We start from the raw sequence: 14,687 nt of genomic DNA, 5'->3' as shown, positions 1-14,687 counted from the left end.
GCGGCGTGGCCCGCCCCCCCCCCCCCGCCCCCCCGGCCCCCCAGCCCCCGCCGCGCCGCCCCCCCCCTCCCCCCCCCGGGGGGGGCCCCCTACCCCCCCGGTGGCCCCCCACCCGCCTGGGTCGTTCCCCGGCTCCGACCAGGGCTGACCTGCACTTTGCCAAAGCTTCACCATTCGATATTTGACAGAGTGAAGTATCTGCCGTCAAAGTTACTTCAGTTCGTTCACTTTCACCTGCCTGAAGCACCTGCTCGGGCGCACGTACTGGAGGAAGCACCGTGAGTGAGGCACCACAGCCCACCACCGCGGCAGAGAAGCAGAGCAGTGCCCGGGTACTCCCTGCCCTGATCCTGGCGATGCTGGCATTCAGCGTGGTGCAGACCGCGGTCGTCCCGATCCTGCCGTCGCTCGCCAGGGAACTGAACGTCTCCGGGTCCAACATCACCTGGCTGATGACGGCCAACCTGCTCTCGGCCGCCGTCCTCACCCCGCTGCTCGGCCGCTTCGGCGACCTGCGCGGCCGCAAGCCGATGCTGCTGATCTCGCTCACCGGCCTGGTCGCCGGCTCGGCCCTCGCCGTGAGCACGCACTCCTTCACCTGGCTCGTGGTCGCCCGCGTCCTCCAGGGCGCCGGCGGTGGCGTGCTGCCGCTGGCCATCAGCATCGTCCGCGACGAGCTGCCCAAGGAGAAGGTCACCGGCGGCGTCGCGGCGATCAGCGCCTCGATGGGCGTCGGCAGCGGCCTCGGCCTGGTGGCCACCGGCCTGCTGCTGGAGCACTGGAGCTACAAGTCGATCTTCTGGATGGGCCTGGCCTTCGGCCTGATCGCGGTCGCCCTGGTCGCCCTGCGCGTCCCCAAGGACCCGGTCGTCGACACCGAGGGCGGCGCCGACCCGCTCGGGGCCATCACGCTGGCCGGCTGGCTCTCCGCGCTGCTGGTCGCCGTCAGCCAGGGCAACACCTGGGGCTGGACCTCCAACAAGACCCTCGGCCTGTTCGCCGTCGCCGCCGTGGTCGCCCTGATCTGGGGCGTCATCGAGGTCAAGGTCAAGCACCCGCTGGTCGACATGACGATGATGTCGCGCCCCGCCGTCGCCTTCACCAACCTGGCCGGCCTGCTCATCGGCTTCGGCATGTACGGCTCGTTCATGGTGATCAGCAACTTCGCCCAGAGCCCCGAGCGGCTCACCCACTACGGCTTCACCGCGACCGTCCTGCACGCCGGTGTGATGCTGCTGCCCTCCGCCGTCGGCAGCATGGTGGCCGCCCCGCTCGGCGCCGTCCTGATCGCCCGTCGCGGGCCGCGGCTCCCGCTGGTCCTCGGCGGCGTCCTCGGCGGCGTCGCCATGGCCTACCTGGCGCTGCGGCACGGCCACGAGGCCGACCTCTACACCGCCTCCGCCATCTTCGGCCTCGGCATCGGCCTCGCCTTCTCCGCGATGCCGGCCTACATCAACGGCGCCGTGCCGGTCGAGCAGAGCGGCATCGCCAACGGCATGAACGCGGTGCTGCGCACCGTCGGCGGCGCCATCGGCACCGCCGTGATGGCCGCCATCCTGACCGGTGACACCATCCCGCGCCTGCCGATCGCCCTGCCGACCCTGGACGCGTACGAGCACGCCTTCTGGACCGCCGCCGCGGTCTGCCTGATCGCCGGCGCCGTGCCGTTCCTCATCCGCCGGATCAAGCCGGCCGCCCCGGCGGCCGTCCTCTCCGCGGAGCAGACCTCCAGCCCCGTGCTGGTGAAGACCGACGCCTGACGAGGCGTCCTCCCCCGCGCCCAGGGACAGGGCACGGGGGGACCGGGCCACCGGGGATCGACGAGGGCATCGCGATCACCCTCCGGCCCGGCCCGACACGCGGCCCCGCCCGGACACCTCCGGGCGGGGCCGCTCCGTGTTGCCGCGGGCCGCGCCGTGTTCCACCCGGCCCTCCCCCGGGCCGCGCCGCGCGCCCGACCACGGGCTCACCGCCGCCCGGGCGGGTCACTCCCGCCGCAACGGCAGCGGCCGGGCCGGCGCCAGCTCCGGATCGTCCACCAGGAAGGTCCGCACCCGGCCCGGCTCGCTCCACGGCGTCTCGAACCGCACGGTCACCCGGCCGACCCCGCTGCCCTGCACCCACCCGGGCCCGAACCCGGCGTGGGTGACGTCCTGTCCGGGCATCCAGCGCCGGCCCGCCGGCGCCTCCTCCGACGTCTCGACGGACTCCACGCTCCCCTCCCCGTCGGCGTCCGGGCCCTCCTCCCCCGCCGGTTCCCCGTCCTGCTGCTCCGCCAGCTGCCCGGCCCGCTCCAGTTCCAGTTCCCGCTCCTGCGCCGCCTCCCGCACCGCCTGCGCGAAGAGGTCCTCCTGGGTGTAGTCGGCCAGCTGGGAGACACCGACCCCGAGCAGCCGCACCCCGCCCGTGACGTCCACCTGGGCCACCAGCCGGCGCGCCGTGTCGGCGATCACCGTCTCGTCGTCGGTGGGACCGCGCAGCGTCTCGGAGCGGGTCAGCGTGGAGAAGTCGAAACGGCGGACCTTGAGCACCACCGTGCGCCCGGAGCGACCGGCGGCGCGCAGCCGCCCCACACAGCGCGCGGCCAGCACGTCGACCTCGTGCAGGATCCGGTCCCGGTCCGCCAGGTCCACCTCGAAGGTGTCCTCCACCGAGACGGACTTCGCGTCCCGGTCGGGCACCACCGGCCGGTCGTCCAGCCCCAGGGCCATCTGCAGCACCCCCGCGCCGTGCGCCCGCCCGAGCAGCTGCACCAGCTCGGCCTCCCCCGCCTCGGCCAGGTCCGCCACCGTCATCAGCCCGGCCCGGCGCAGCACCTGCTCGGTGGCCGGGCCCACACCCGGCAGCGCCCGGACCGACATCGGGCCCAGCACCGCGCGCTCCCGGCCCGGCGCGACCAGCACCACGCCGTCCGGCTTGGCCTGCTCGGAGGCGATCTTCGCCATCAGCTTGGAGCCGGCGGCGCCCACCGAGGCGGTCAGGCCGGTGCGCCGCCGGATGTCCGCCCGCAGGTCCTCGGCCAGGGCCAGCACCAGCTGCCCGCCGTCGGGGGCCTCGGCCAGGGCCGGGCCGTACGGGCCGGCCGCAAGGTCGACGAAGGCCTCGTCCAGGCTGAGCGGCTCGACCAGCGGGGACAGCTCCCGCAACAGGCCCATCACCAGATCGCTGACCTGCCGGTACGCCTCGAACCGGCCGCTCAGGAAGGCCGCGTTGGGGCAGAGCCGACGCGCCTGGGCCATCGGCATCGCGGAGTGCAGCCCGAACTTGCGGGCCTCGTACGAGGCGGTGGAGACCACGCCCCGGCCGCCGAGACCGCCCACCACCACGGGTTTGCCGCGCAGGCTCGGCTTGGCCGCCTGCTCCACCGAGGCGAAGAAGGCGTCCATGTCGAGGTGGATGATGCTCGGCAGTGACCGCACCTGCCGATCATGCCGCAGGGGTCCGACAATCGGCCGTCGGAGGCGGCGGCACGGCGCGCCCGGGCCTCGGCGCACCGACGCCGACGGTGACGGCAATGGCTCGGCGTTCGGCGGCTCAGCGTTCGGCGGCGGCGTCCGCGAGAGCGCGCACGATCCCCTGCTCGCGCGGGCCGAGCAACGCCGGGTCGGGCCGCAGCGAGGCGTTCAGCGCGGCCTTCCCCGCGCCGGGGATCTCCCGCAGGCCGCCGTAGTACCAGGTGGCGTCGTGCCACTCCTGCACCCCCACCGCGTAGGCGTCGACGCCGGCCGCCTGGCAGAGGGCCAGCGCCCGGCGGACGTGGAACGCCTGGCTGACCAGCACCGCCCGCTCGACGCCGAAGATCCGCCGGGCCCGGGTGCAGGAGTCCCAGGTGTCGAATCCCGCGTAGTCGCCGACCACCCGGATCGCCGGCACGCCGTGCTCGATCAGGTAGCGCCTCATCGCGTCGGTCTCGTCGTAACTGACCCGCCCGTTGTCGCCGGTGACCAGGATCGCCCGGACCTTCTGCCGCTGGTACAGCTCCAGCGCGGCGTCGAGCCGGTGCGCGAGGTACGGGGACGGGGTGCCGTTCTCCAGGCCGGCACCGAACACCACGGCCACCGGGGCCTGCGGCACGCTCTCCACGGTGCGGACCCGGTCCGCCGTGGCCAGCCAGAGCCAGGCGCTCGGTGCCAGCGCCAGCACGCAGCACAGGACGAGCGCCTGGAAGGCCCGGCGCTGCCCGCGGCGCAGCCGCAGCCCGGCCGGCACGCCCCGCACCGCCCACGCCACCCGCGCCACCCGCGCCACCCGCGCCACCCGTCCGAAGCGTCTGACACCCACGGCCCCTCCTTGATCGACTCACCACCGGTGACGACGCGACCGGCCCGGACGGTTCCCCGTCCGGGCCGGTCGGTGTGCGCACCGCGGGCGGCGACGACGTCGTCGCGGGCGAGGCGGTGTCAGGTGATGCGGTGTCAGGAGAAGCGGGGTCAGGTCGGGTAGAGGCCGGTGCCGTCCGCCCGAGGCACGGTCGGACGGCCGGCGGTACGGGACCGGAGGCGCGGTCGGACGGCCGGCGGCGCCGCTCAGCCCGCGCGGTTGCGGCGCTGCGCCAGCTCGTCCGCCGGGTCCTGCCCGACCAGGGTCTCCCCGGTGTCGGTGCGCTCGGCGTGCAGGCGGCCCAGCGAGGACTCCAGCTCCCGCCAGACCGCGCCGACCGCGATGCCGAAGACGCCCTGACCGCCCTTCAGCAGGTCGACCACCTGCTGCGGGGTGCTGCACTCGTAGACCGTGGCACCGTCGCACATCAGGGTCAGGCCGGCCAGGTCGCCGACCTCGGCGGACTGCAGGTGGGTGACGGCCACCCGGATGTTCTGCAGCGACACGCCCGCGTCCAGCAGCCGCTTGACGATCTTCAGGGTCAGGATGTCGCGGAAGCTGTAGAGCCGGTGCGTGCTCGCCGGGTACACCGACCGCACGCTGGGCTCCAGCAGCCCGGTACGGGCCCAGTAGTCCAGTTGGCGGTACGTGATGCCGGCCGCCGCGCAGGCCGTCGGCCCCCGGTAGCCGACCAGGTCGGAGGTCGGGGCGAGTCGCTCGATGTCCGGCTGGCCGCCCTGGACGGCCGGGAAGCGGCCGATCCTCGGTCCGCCCCGGGCCGGTTCGGCGCCGCCGGACTCGGCGGCCCTGGTCTCCCAGGAGTGCTCCACCGTGCTCCGCCCGGTGCGCTGCACATGCACGGAGCACAGGCGGCCACCCACGGCCACGTCATCGCCGGTGCTGGTCATGCCTACCTCCGTCCACTCGTGCTGCGGGCAACCCGGCGGCGGGGTCGTACCCCGCGGCCACTCCTGACGGTAGGCAGTCACCCATGGCCCGTCAACGATCGCCACGCCGGGCACGCCAAACCGCGTCACTCGGGAGAGTGGTTTTTCGTGCCCCCAGTGTGGGTATGTGGACGACTTTTGGCAAAACCCCGACCGCCCTCAGGAAGGACCGGGACAATCGGGCCGACAGGGCGCGGACGACGCCGCGGGTGTCGGCCGCGGGTCGCGGCGGGTGCGACGGCCCGGTCGCGGACGGCGACGGCAGCGGGTGTCGGGCGACGGGCCGGGGGGTGCCGGGCGGACGGGCCGGGGGGTGCCGGGCGGACGAGCCGGGGTGATGACGGCCGAGCGCGGACCAGGACAGACGAGCCGGACGGGCCCGGCCGACGGCGCGGGCGGTCCGAGCGAGCGGGCCTACTGCTGGCCGCCGCCGAAGTCCTCGGGCGAGACCTGGTCGAGGAACTCGCGGAACTTCTCGACCTCGTCCTCCTGCTCGTCCGGGATCGCGATGCCCGCCTCGGCGAGCACCTCCTCGCTCCCGTAGATCGGCGTACCGGTCCGCAGCGCGAGCGCTATCGCGTCGGACGGGCGGGCGCTGACCTCCACGCCGCCGGTGAACACCAGCTCGGCGTAGAAGACGCCCTCGCGGAGATCGGTGATCCTTACCTCGGTGAGCTGCTGGCCCAGGGCCTCCAGCACGTCCTTGAAGAGGTCGTGCGTGAGCGGGCGCACCGGCGTCATGCCCTGCTGGGCGAAGGCGATCGCGGTCGCCTCACCCGGACCGATCCAGATCGGCAGGTAGCGGTCGCCCCCGACCTCGCGCAGCAGCACGATCGGCTGGTTCGACGGCATCTCCACCCGGACACCCACGACGTCGAGCTCATTCACAGTGGCAACCCTATGGCCCACACCCCGGATATGAAAGCGCAACCAGGACCGGGCTGGTCACAGGGGTGCGGCCGGACCACCGTACGGGCCCGCCGGGGCCGGGACAGGCCCTAGGTGCGGGACCGCATGCCGGCCTGGACCATCGCCGCGTGCAGCCGTACCGACAGGGTCGCGAGATCGCGCGCGGTGGCCTCGGCGTGCGCCCGGGTCTGCGGGTTGCGGTGCCGGCGCAGCGGGGCGACCACCTGGTCGACCAGGGCCACCTCACGGTCCGCGGCCGCCTTCATGGCCCGCAGGTGGCGCGGCTCCAGACCGTACCGGCCCAGTTCCGCCACCAGCCTGGCCACCTGGAGCGCCTCGCCGTCGTACCCGCCGTCCGGGCCGGGCAGCACCAGGCCGTAGGCCTCCCACTCGGCCAGCTCGCGCTCGCCCGCGTCGGCGGCCGCCAGCAGCTCCGCCCGGCCGAGCCGGACTCCGGGGGCCGCGCCCGAGGCGGCGACCAGCTCGCGGTCCGCCTCCTCCATCGGGCCCGGACGGGCCTCGGGCGCGGGCAGCGCGGGCGGCGCCTCCCCGCGCTCGATGGCGTCCAAGTGCTCGCGGATCACTCTCAGCGGCAGGTAGTGGTCGCGCTGCATCCGCAGCACGTACGCCAGTCGCTCGACGTCGGCCGGGCTGAACTTGCGGTACCCCGAGGGGGTGCGCTGCGGCTCCACCAGGCCCTCGGCCTCCAGGAACCTGATCTTGGAGATGGTGACCTCGGGGAAGTCGTCCCGGAGGAAGGCCAGCACCGCGCCGATGCTCAGTAGTTCGTCACCGCGCCGCCGCGGGTCGCCGGGTCGGTGGAGGCTGCGGCCGTGCTGCCTGGGGGCCGCGACCACCCCCCGCACACCCTGCTCCGGCCGCGCCTGCGGCTGGGGCTCCGGCGCCGGGCCGGGGTGCACGGGGGTGGTCGCCCCGAGAGATGTGGGAGGGTTCGCGCTCACTCGGGCTCCTGCCGAAGTCGTGGTCAGTACCCCCGGTGGTGGCTGGCGAAGAACACCAGCCGGTACTTGCCGATCTGCACCTCGTCGCCGTTGTTCAGGGACACCTCGTCGATCCGCTCCCGGTTGACGTAGGTGCCGTTGAGGCTGCCGACGTCCGCGACGGTGAAGCCGCCGCCGGGGGTCCGGCGGAACTCGACGTGCTTGCGCGACACCGTGACGTCGTCCAGGAAGATGTCACCCTGCGGGTGGCGGCCGGCCGTGGTCTTGTCCGAGTCGAGCAGGAAGCGGCTGCCGGAGTTCGGGCCGCGCTGCACGATCAGCAGGGCGGAGCCCGGCGGCAGGGCGTCGATCGCCGACAGCACCTCGGGCGAGAGCGCGGGCTGGGTGCCCGTGCCGGCCTGGGTGGCGTTGGGGTCGTAGGACTCCAGGCCGGAGATGGAGATGGTCGAGGTGGTCTCCGCGGCACCCTCGGGGAGCAGGCCGCCGCGCAGCGCGGTACCGCAGTTGGAACAGAAGCGGGCCGCGACGGGGTTCTGGTTCCCGCACCTGGGGCACGGAGTGGGGCCACCCATGTTCACAGCCTCCTGGCGCGGCACACCCGACGGGTCGTGCCCGGCGTAGGGATCCGGTGCAAACCCTCCACCCGAGGTTGAGGGTCCTGTCGGGAAACCTATGCGCGGCGCGCCGGAAGGGTCAACAGGCGCGCCGTAGCCCGCCTGATTCCCTCCCTGCTGGCCTCCGGCGCCGTCCCGGAAGAGCGGCCGGTCCACCGCGTACTCGACTCCCTCGGGAGCGGAGCGCATGCCCGGCAGCGCGGGCTCTTCGTCGGCCCGGCGGTGGCGCGCGGTGGGCGCCTCGACGGCCGCTGCGCTGCGGTTGTTGCGGCCGAACAACTTCGAGAAGAAACTCACGGGCGAATCCCCTTGCGTGTGACAGACCCGCCCGCGGGGCAGGGTGAGAACCTCGGACAGGCTGCGAGCCCGGTGGAATACCGGGCCGACGGGAGTGGTGCTCCTACAGAAAGCGGTACGGACCAGTGTCTCTGACGGCCTCGCGGCGGCTGCCGGCGGGGGTTACCCGCAGGTGACGGGCCGTACGACGGGCGCCCCGTCACTTCGCCGCCGGCTTGGCGTACTGCGGCGTGCGGAGCTCGGCGAGCGCGTCGACGACGATCTTCTGCTGCTCGACGATGGTGGCGCGGGCCTGGTGGCTCTCCAGCGTGCGGACCACACCGCCGGGGATGTTCAGCGCGGGCGTCAGGTCCTGCGGGTTCCCGACGACGGTGAACCGGTACGGCTGCGAGACCTTCTTGCCGTCGATCTGCACACCGCCCCCCGTAGCGTCGGTGAAGTAGGTGTTCACCACCACGCGCACGTCGTTGATCTGAATCGCCTCCGCCCCCGCCGCTCTCAGTTCCTGCAGGGTGTCCAGCAGCATATCCGCCTTCACCTGCCCTTGGGGATCATCGACCGTCAGTACGATCCCCGGACCAGTGGCTTTGACGGTCCCGGCCAGGACACCGAGTTCCGTCGACTTCTTCCTGGTCTGTTCCTGGGCCTCCTTGGCCTGGTTGGAGCTGTTCTCCAACTGGGCCATGGACTGCTCCAACTGTGCCTTCTCCTGTTGGAGACGCTGCTGGCGGCTGTCCAGTTCGTCGAGGATGCGGACCAGATCCTCCTGGCGTGCTCCGCGCAGCTGGTTGTGGTCGTTCGTGGAGCGGACCTGGATCGCCAGCGCGAGGCCGAGCGAGAACAGCAGCAGCGCCACCACCAGCTGGCCGCGGGAGAGCCGCGGCGGCCAGAGCGCGGCCCGCAGCCGCTGCCGGCCGCCGACGGCCGCCGACGACGGCTCGACCGGCGGCGCCGGTATCGCCGCGGGCTCCGCGGCTTCAGCCGAATCGGGCTCGGGCTCCTGCTGCGACTGCGACTGTGACTGCGGCTCCGGCTGCGGCTCGGACCCGGTGAACGGCTGCGCGGGCACCGGGGCACCCACGGCGGGGACGGCCCCCGGCTCGACGGAGGTCGCCGGGACCACGGCCACCGGGGTGGCCGTACCGAGGGCGACGGGCAGGTCGGGGGCGACCGCGGCGTCACCGCCGGGCTCGGTCGCGGCAGGCACGAGCGCCTCGGGCACGGGCACGGGCACAACAGGCACGGGTGCGGCGGGGTCCGCGCCGCCCTCGGCCGGGAGCCCGGCCACCGGGCCGGCGCCGGCTTCCAGCACCTCGGCATCCGGCCGGGCCGCGACCGGGCGCCCGGGCCCCGGCGCGGCCGGTACGACGGCCTCCGCGGGTGCGGGCTCGGCGCTGTCCGCACCCGCGGGTGCGGGCGTCGCAGCGGGAGCGGGTGCCGGGGCGGTAGTCGCCGCGGGCACCCCGGGCGTGCTGCCCGACTGCGTCGGGGAGGTGACGGACGGTGCGGCGGCGTCCGCCGTCGCACCGTCCCGCGCGCCCTTCGCCGTCTCGTGCTCTGCCACAACCGCTCCTGCCCGTCCTGCCACCGCCGCTCGTCCCGCCGGCGCTTCCTGGTCCTCGGTCCCCGCCCGGCCGGGCTCAGGCCCGGAAGACATGGCGCCTGATCGCGGCCGCGTTGGAGAAGATCCGGATGCCCAGCACGACCACCACGCCGGTCGACAGCTGGGAGCCGACCCCGAGCTGGTCGCCGAGGAAGACGATCAGCGCGGCGACCACCACGTTGGAGAGGAAGGACACCACGAAGACCTTGTCGTCGAAGATCCCGTCCAGCATCGCCCGGACACCGCCGAACACCGCGTCCAGCGCCGCCACCACCGCGATCGGCAGGTAGGGCACCACGGCGTCCGGCACCTCGGGCTGGACGAAGAGTCCGACGACCACCCCGATCACGAGACCCAGTACGGCAATCACGGTCTAGTTGCTCCTTGTCCCTGCGGAGGGCGACCCGGCGGGCGCGGTGGGCGTGCCGCCGTTCGCTCTGGGCGAGTTGGTGCTGGAGGACTTCGTGCCGGACGGCTTCGTCCCCGACGCGTGCGGGCTCGGCGAGGCCGCCGAGGGGCTCGTGCCCGGAGAGCCGGACGCGCTCGCGGTGGCCGCGGGGGACGAACCGGCCGGCTCCGGCGAGGCCGACGGCGACGGCGGCGCGGAGGGGACGGGCTGGGCGGTCCGGAGGGTCACACCGACGGCGGCCGGGAGGGTCACCCGGCTCTGCACGGAGAGACCGGACTTGATCCCGTAGCTCTCCTGCAGAAGGTGCAGGTAGTGGCCCGCGACCCCGCCCTCGAAGGCCGGACCGAGCTTCGGCCCGTCGCCGACCGCCAGCAGGGTGTACGGCGGCACCAGCGGCCGGTTGTCCACCAGGACGGCCTCACCGGCCGCTCGGATCGCCGACAGCGCGGTGAGCCGCTGCCCGTTGATGGAGACCGCCTCGGCGCCCGCCTGCCAGAGCCCGTTCACGACCAGTTGCAGGTCGCGGTCACGGAGGCGGCCGCTGTTCTCGAACCCGTCGGCCTTGCGGGGATCCACGTTCCCGCCCCCGCTCGTGCCGGCCGCGTCCTCGATCACCAGTCGTATGCCCGGACCGGAGACCTCACCCGTGCCGACGGCGCCGGCCAGGTCGGCGAGACCGCCGTCGCCGGCGGCCTGCAGGGCCTGCTGCTGGGTGCTCTCGACCTTGCGCCGCAGCTCCTGGACCTGCTGCTGCAGGCGGTCCGCCGCCCCCGCGGTGTCGGTCACCCGCCGGACCAGCGCGTCGCGCTCCCTGGCCAGGCCGGGCTGGGCGTCGTGGGCGTTCACCGCCCCCACCGTGAGCACGACCCCCACCAGGGCGAGTCCCAGTCCGAGCGTGGCCAGGCCCCGCCCGGTGACCGGGATCCGACTGGGCCGGCCGTCGCCCCGGGCGGCCGCGGCCTGCGCGTAGCCCTCGTCCAGGCCGTGGTCCATGACACTGGTCAGCAGGGACATCGAGGCGTCGGGGCGACGGTATCGTCCGTCCCTGGCACTCGGCGTCGGCGTCGCTGGCATGCGGACCATCGTCCCACGTCGCCGGAGTGCCCCGACCACGCCCCCTGAGCCCGGAAGTCCGACCGCCCCGCGGATCGTGACCAACCGGACGAAACGCTCCGGGGTGGCACGGCCGAGGCCGTGCCACCCCGGCCGTGACTACCTACCGGCCCCCTCCACGACCGCGGCCCACTCGTCCAGCAGCTGGCTGGTGGCCTCGTCGTCGGGGCCCTCGGCCCACAGGTGCGTGACGGCCTCGGCCGGGTCGGGCAGCACGAGCGTCCAGCGCCCGTCGGCCTCGACCACCCGCACGCCGTCCGTGGTGTCCAGCCGCCGGTTGCCCGCCGCCTCCACCACGGAACGCATCACCATGCCCTTGGCCGCCCACGGGGTCGCGATGTCGCGCCGCTGGATGTGGGCCTGCGGGATCCGGGCGTCGATCTGGCTCAGGGTGAGCTGCGTCCGGGCGACCAGACCCACCAGCCGGACGAAGGCCGCCGCCCCGTCCAGCACGCCGCTGAACTCCGGCACCACGTAGCCGCCGCGGCCGTCGCCGCCGAACACGGTGCCCTCCGCGGAGGCCGCCTTGGCGAGGTCGTCCGGGGTGGTGGTCGTCCAGGTGACCTGGGTGCCGTGGTACGCCGCGACCTGCTCGGCGATCCGCGTGGTGGTCACCGGCAGCGCCACCTGGCCGCTGCGCCGCTCGGCCGCCACCAGGTCGAGCAGCACCAGCAGGGCGCGGTCGTCCTGGATCACCCGGCCGAGCTCGTCCACGAAGGACACCCGCTCGCCGACGGGGTCGAACCGCACCCCGAAGGCCGCCCGGGAGGACGCCACCAGCTCGCCCAGCCGGGCGAGGCCCGCCTTGCGCTCCTCGGCGTCCTCGGTCGGCCGCGACTCGTCCAGTCCGCCGGAGACGGTCAGCGCCTCGACGCCGAGCCGCCCCAGGATGCTCGGGAGCACCAGCGCCGCACTGCCGTGCGCGGTGTCCACCACCACCTTGAGGCCGGCCTCGCGGACGCCCGTGGTGTCGATGGCCCGCAGCAGGTTGCCCGCGTACGAGTCGAAGACGCTGGCCGGGTGCAGCAGGTCGCCGATCTCACCGGGGAACGCCCGGCGGTACTCCTGCCTGGCGTAGACCCGGTCGAGCTTGCGCTGGCCGGCCTGGGAGAGGTCGGCGCCGCGCTCGTCGAAGAACAGGATGTCCAGCGAGTCCGGCACGCCCGGCGTGGTCCGCAGGAAGATGCCGCCGGCGCCGCCCCGGGCCGTGTGCTGCCGGGCCACCGGCATCGGCACGTTCTCCAGGTCGCGGACGTCGATCGCGCTGGTCTGCAGCGCCGAGATCATCGCCCGCTTGAGGGCACGCGCGCCACGCGAGTGGTCACGCGCGATGGTGACGGTCGCCCCCTTCTTCAGGGTCGTCGCGTACGCACCCGCGAGCCGGACGGCCAGCTCCGGCGTGATCTCGACGTTCAGGATGCCCGAGACGCCGCGCACCCCGAAGAGGTGCTCCTGTCCGCGGGACTCCCAGATCACCGAGGTGTTGACGACGGCGCCGGCCTCGATGGTCTTGAACGGGTAGACCCGGACGTTCCCGGCGATGATCGACTCTTCGCCGATCAGGCACTCGTCGCCGATGACCGCGCCGTCCTCGATCCGGGAGGCGCGCATCACGTCGGTGTTCTTGCCGATCACGCAGCCGCGGAGATTGCTCTGCGGACCGATGTACACGTTGTCGTGCACGACGGTCTTGTGCAGGAACGCACCGCGCTTGACGACCACGTTGCTGCCGAGCACCGTGTGCTCGCGCAGCTCCACGCCGGCCTCGACCTTGGCGTAGTCACCGATGTAGAGCGGCCCGCGCAGCACCGCCTCCGGATCGACCTCCGCGCCCTCGGCCACCCAGACCCCGGGGGAGATCTCGAAGCCGTCCAGCTCGACCTCGACCTTGCCCTCCAGGACGTCGGCCTGGGCCTTCTGGTAGCTCTCGTGGGTACCCACGTCCTCCCAGTAGCCCTCGGCGACGTACCCGAAGACCGGCTTGCCCTCCTTGAGCAACTGCGGGAACACGTCGCTCGACCAGTCCACCGACTCGCCGGCGGCGACGTAGTCGAAGACCTCGGGCTCCATCACGTAGATGCCGGTGTTCACCGTGTCGGAGAAGACCTGCCCCCAGGTCGGCTTCTCCAGGAAGCGCTCGACCCGGCCCTCGTCGTCGGTGATCGTGATACCGAATTCCAGGGGATTGGGCACCCGCGTGAGGCAGACCGTGACGAGTGCCCCCTTGCTGCGGTGGAACGCGATCAGCTCGGAGAGGTCGAAGTCGGTGAGAGCGTCACCCGAGATCACCAGGAAGGAATCGTCCTTGAGCGCGTCCTCGGCGTTCTTGACGCTGCCCGCGGTGCCCAGCGGTGTTTCTTCGTTGGCATATGTCAACTGCATACCGAGCTCTTCGCCGTCCCCGAAGTAGTTCTTGACCAAAGAGGCCAGGAACTGGACGGTGACGACGGTGTCGGTGAGGCCGTGCCGCTTCAGCAGCCGAAGCACGTGCTCCATGATCGGCCGGTTGGCCACCGGCAGCAGCGGCTTGGGCATGCTCGAGGTCATCGGGCGGAGTCGAGTGCCCTCGCCCCCTGCCATCACAACGGCTTTCATTACGGGTGCGTCCTCCTTCGCGGTGGTGGACCCTGCGGATCCATCAAACCGTTCCAGAGCTTGTCTACCCGGATGAAATCATCCGACTCACCGTGTCGCTGTGCTAGTTCTCTCGATCGCGTCTCAAACGGGGGACGCGGCTTCCGCCTTCACGATCTGTCGGGCCTGCACGGCATACAGGATGCCAGCCCACCAGTAGAGCGTTGTCCCCCACCAGATGAAGGCCCAGCTGACCACGTTGGCCGGCTCGGCGAGCCAGGTGTCGCCGGTGCCCAGCAGCAGAAGCGGAAAGGCGTACATCAGATTGAAGGTCGCGGCTTTTCCGAGAAAGCTCACCTGCAGCGGACCGTAACCGTGCCGGCTCAGAATCGGCAGCAGGCAGGCGATGAACGCCTCCCGGGCCAGCAGGATCGCCGTCACCCACCAGGGGAGGATGCCGCGCCAGGTCAGTCCGAGCAGCGTGGACAGCACGTAGAGGCGGTCCGCCAGCGGGTCGAGGATCTGCCCGACCCGGCTGATCTGCCCCCACCTGCGGGCCAGCTTGCCGTCGAGGTAGTCGCTGACCCCGCTCAGCATCAGCAGCAGGACGGCCCAGCCGTCGTTGTTAGGCCCGCCGAACACCGGCCAGAGGATGAGCCAGAGGAAGATCGGCACGCCGACCAGCCGGCCCATGCTCAGCAGGTTGGGGATGGTGAGGACGCGATCGGTCTGGACCCGCGTCTCCTGGACCTCCACCCGGGGGCCTCCTGTAAGTTGCGACAGCACTGCACGATGACCCTACAACAAAGAAGCCCCCGTCCGGTTACCCGGCGGGGGCTTCTCTGAATGATTGTTCGGCGGCGTCCTACTCTCCCACAGGGTCCCCCCTGCAGTACCATCGGCGCAATGAGGCTTAGCTTCCGGGTTCGGAATGTAACC

Annotated in this window: 12 protein-coding genes and 1 rRNA gene; 1 reads left to right on the top strand and 12 read right to left on the bottom strand. The window is 72.8% G+C overall.

The genetic code is table 11. The features are described 5' to 3' along the window. Window positions 1-278 precede the first annotated feature (278 nt). Window positions 279-1,760, top strand: coding sequence for an MFS transporter (locus ACFTWP_RS40495; protein WP_380270200.1), 1,482 nt, complete (start codon window positions 279-281; stop codon window positions 1,758-1,760). 225 nt (window positions 1,761-1,985) lie between these two features. Here ACFTWP_RS40495 and ACFTWP_RS40490 read toward each other — a convergent pair whose 3' ends face one another. The 12 genes from ACFTWP_RS40490 to rrf all read right to left on the bottom strand — a co-directional run. Further along, on the bottom strand, window positions 1,986-3,419 hold the full coding sequence (locus ACFTWP_RS40490) for a DNA polymerase IV (RefSeq protein ID WP_380270199.1): 1,434 nt from the start codon (window positions 3,417-3,419) through the stop codon (window positions 1,986-1,988). Window positions 3,420-3,534: 115 nt separating this feature from the next. After that, on the bottom strand, window positions 3,535-4,218 hold the full coding sequence (locus ACFTWP_RS40485; RefSeq protein ID WP_380270203.1) for a vancomycin high temperature exclusion protein: 684 nt from the start codon (window positions 4,216-4,218) through the stop codon (window positions 3,535-3,537). Between the two features lie 308 nt (window positions 4,219-4,526). Continuing rightward, window positions 4,527-5,228: a MerR family transcriptional regulator gene (locus tag ACFTWP_RS40480; RefSeq protein WP_380270198.1), complete on the bottom strand. Its 702-nt coding sequence runs from the start codon at window positions 5,226-5,228 to the stop codon at window positions 4,527-4,529. A 453-nt stretch (window positions 5,229-5,681) separates the two neighbouring features. After that, window positions 5,682-6,155: a bifunctional nuclease family protein gene (locus ACFTWP_RS40475; protein ID WP_073927314.1), complete on the bottom strand. Its 474-nt coding sequence runs from the start codon at window positions 6,153-6,155 to the stop codon at window positions 5,682-5,684. A 110-nt stretch (window positions 6,156-6,265) separates the two neighbouring features. After that, complete coding sequence (locus ACFTWP_RS40470; protein ID WP_380270202.1) at window positions 6,266-6,958, bottom strand: MerR family transcriptional regulator; 693 nt, start codon at window positions 6,956-6,958, stop codon at window positions 6,266-6,268. Window positions 6,959-7,161: 203 nt separating this feature from the next. Continuing rightward, window positions 7,162-7,710, bottom strand: a complete 549-nt coding sequence (locus ACFTWP_RS40465) for an FHA domain-containing protein (RefSeq protein ID WP_380270197.1) — start codon at window positions 7,708-7,710, stop codon at window positions 7,162-7,164. Between the two features lie 538 nt (window positions 7,711-8,248). Beyond that, window positions 8,249-9,130 (bottom strand): DUF881 domain-containing protein, encoded by an 882-nt coding sequence (locus ACFTWP_RS40460; protein WP_380270201.1) that lies wholly within the window; start codon window positions 9,128-9,130, stop codon window positions 8,249-8,251. A 559-nt stretch (window positions 9,131-9,689) separates the two neighbouring features. Beyond that, complete coding sequence (locus ACFTWP_RS40455) at window positions 9,690-10,022, bottom strand: small basic family protein (protein ID WP_073927316.1); 333 nt, start codon at window positions 10,020-10,022, stop codon at window positions 9,690-9,692. Between the two features lie 3 nt (window positions 10,023-10,025). Continuing rightward, window positions 10,026-11,135: a DUF881 domain-containing protein gene (locus tag ACFTWP_RS40450; RefSeq protein ID WP_380270196.1), complete on the bottom strand. Its 1,110-nt coding sequence runs from the start codon at window positions 11,133-11,135 to the stop codon at window positions 10,026-10,028. A 138-nt stretch (window positions 11,136-11,273) separates the two neighbouring features. Beyond that, entirely contained in the window at window positions 11,274-13,769 is a 2,496-nt protein-coding gene (locus ACFTWP_RS40445) for a sugar phosphate nucleotidyltransferase (RefSeq protein WP_380270195.1), read from the bottom strand. 123 nt (window positions 13,770-13,892) lie between these two features. After that, window positions 13,893-14,504 carry a CDP-alcohol phosphatidyltransferase family protein gene (locus ACFTWP_RS40440; protein WP_380270194.1) on the bottom strand — a complete coding sequence of 204 codons (612 nt, stop codon included), beginning with the start codon at window positions 14,502-14,504 and terminating at the stop codon, window positions 13,893-13,895. A 96-nt stretch (window positions 14,505-14,600) separates the two neighbouring features. After that, window positions 14,601-14,687, bottom strand: a 5S ribosomal RNA gene (rrf, locus tag ACFTWP_RS40435); the annotation flags it as partial.

Source organism: Kitasatospora sp. NPDC057015 (genome assembly GCF_042673745.1).
GTDB lineage: Bacteria > Actinomycetota > Actinomycetes > Streptomycetales > Streptomycetaceae > Kitasatospora.
This window is presented reverse-complemented; position numbering and strand designations above follow the sequence as displayed.

Coding starts and splice junctions, on each gene's coding strand:
- ACFTWP_RS40480 (WP_380270198.1), bottom strand. CDS start 5,228: ATGACCAGCACCGGCGATGACGTGGCCGTGGGTGGCCGCCTGTGCTCC.
- ACFTWP_RS40465 (WP_380270197.1), bottom strand. CDS start 7,710: ATGGGTGGCCCCACTCCGTGCCCCAGGTGCGGGAACCAGAACCCCGTC.
- ACFTWP_RS40450 (WP_380270196.1), bottom strand. CDS start 11,135: ATGCCAGCGACGCCGACGCCGAGTGCCAGGGACGGACGATACCGTCGC.
- ACFTWP_RS40445 (WP_380270195.1), bottom strand. CDS start 13,769: ATGAAAGCCGTTGTGATGGCAGGGGGCGAGGGCACTCGACTCCGCCCG.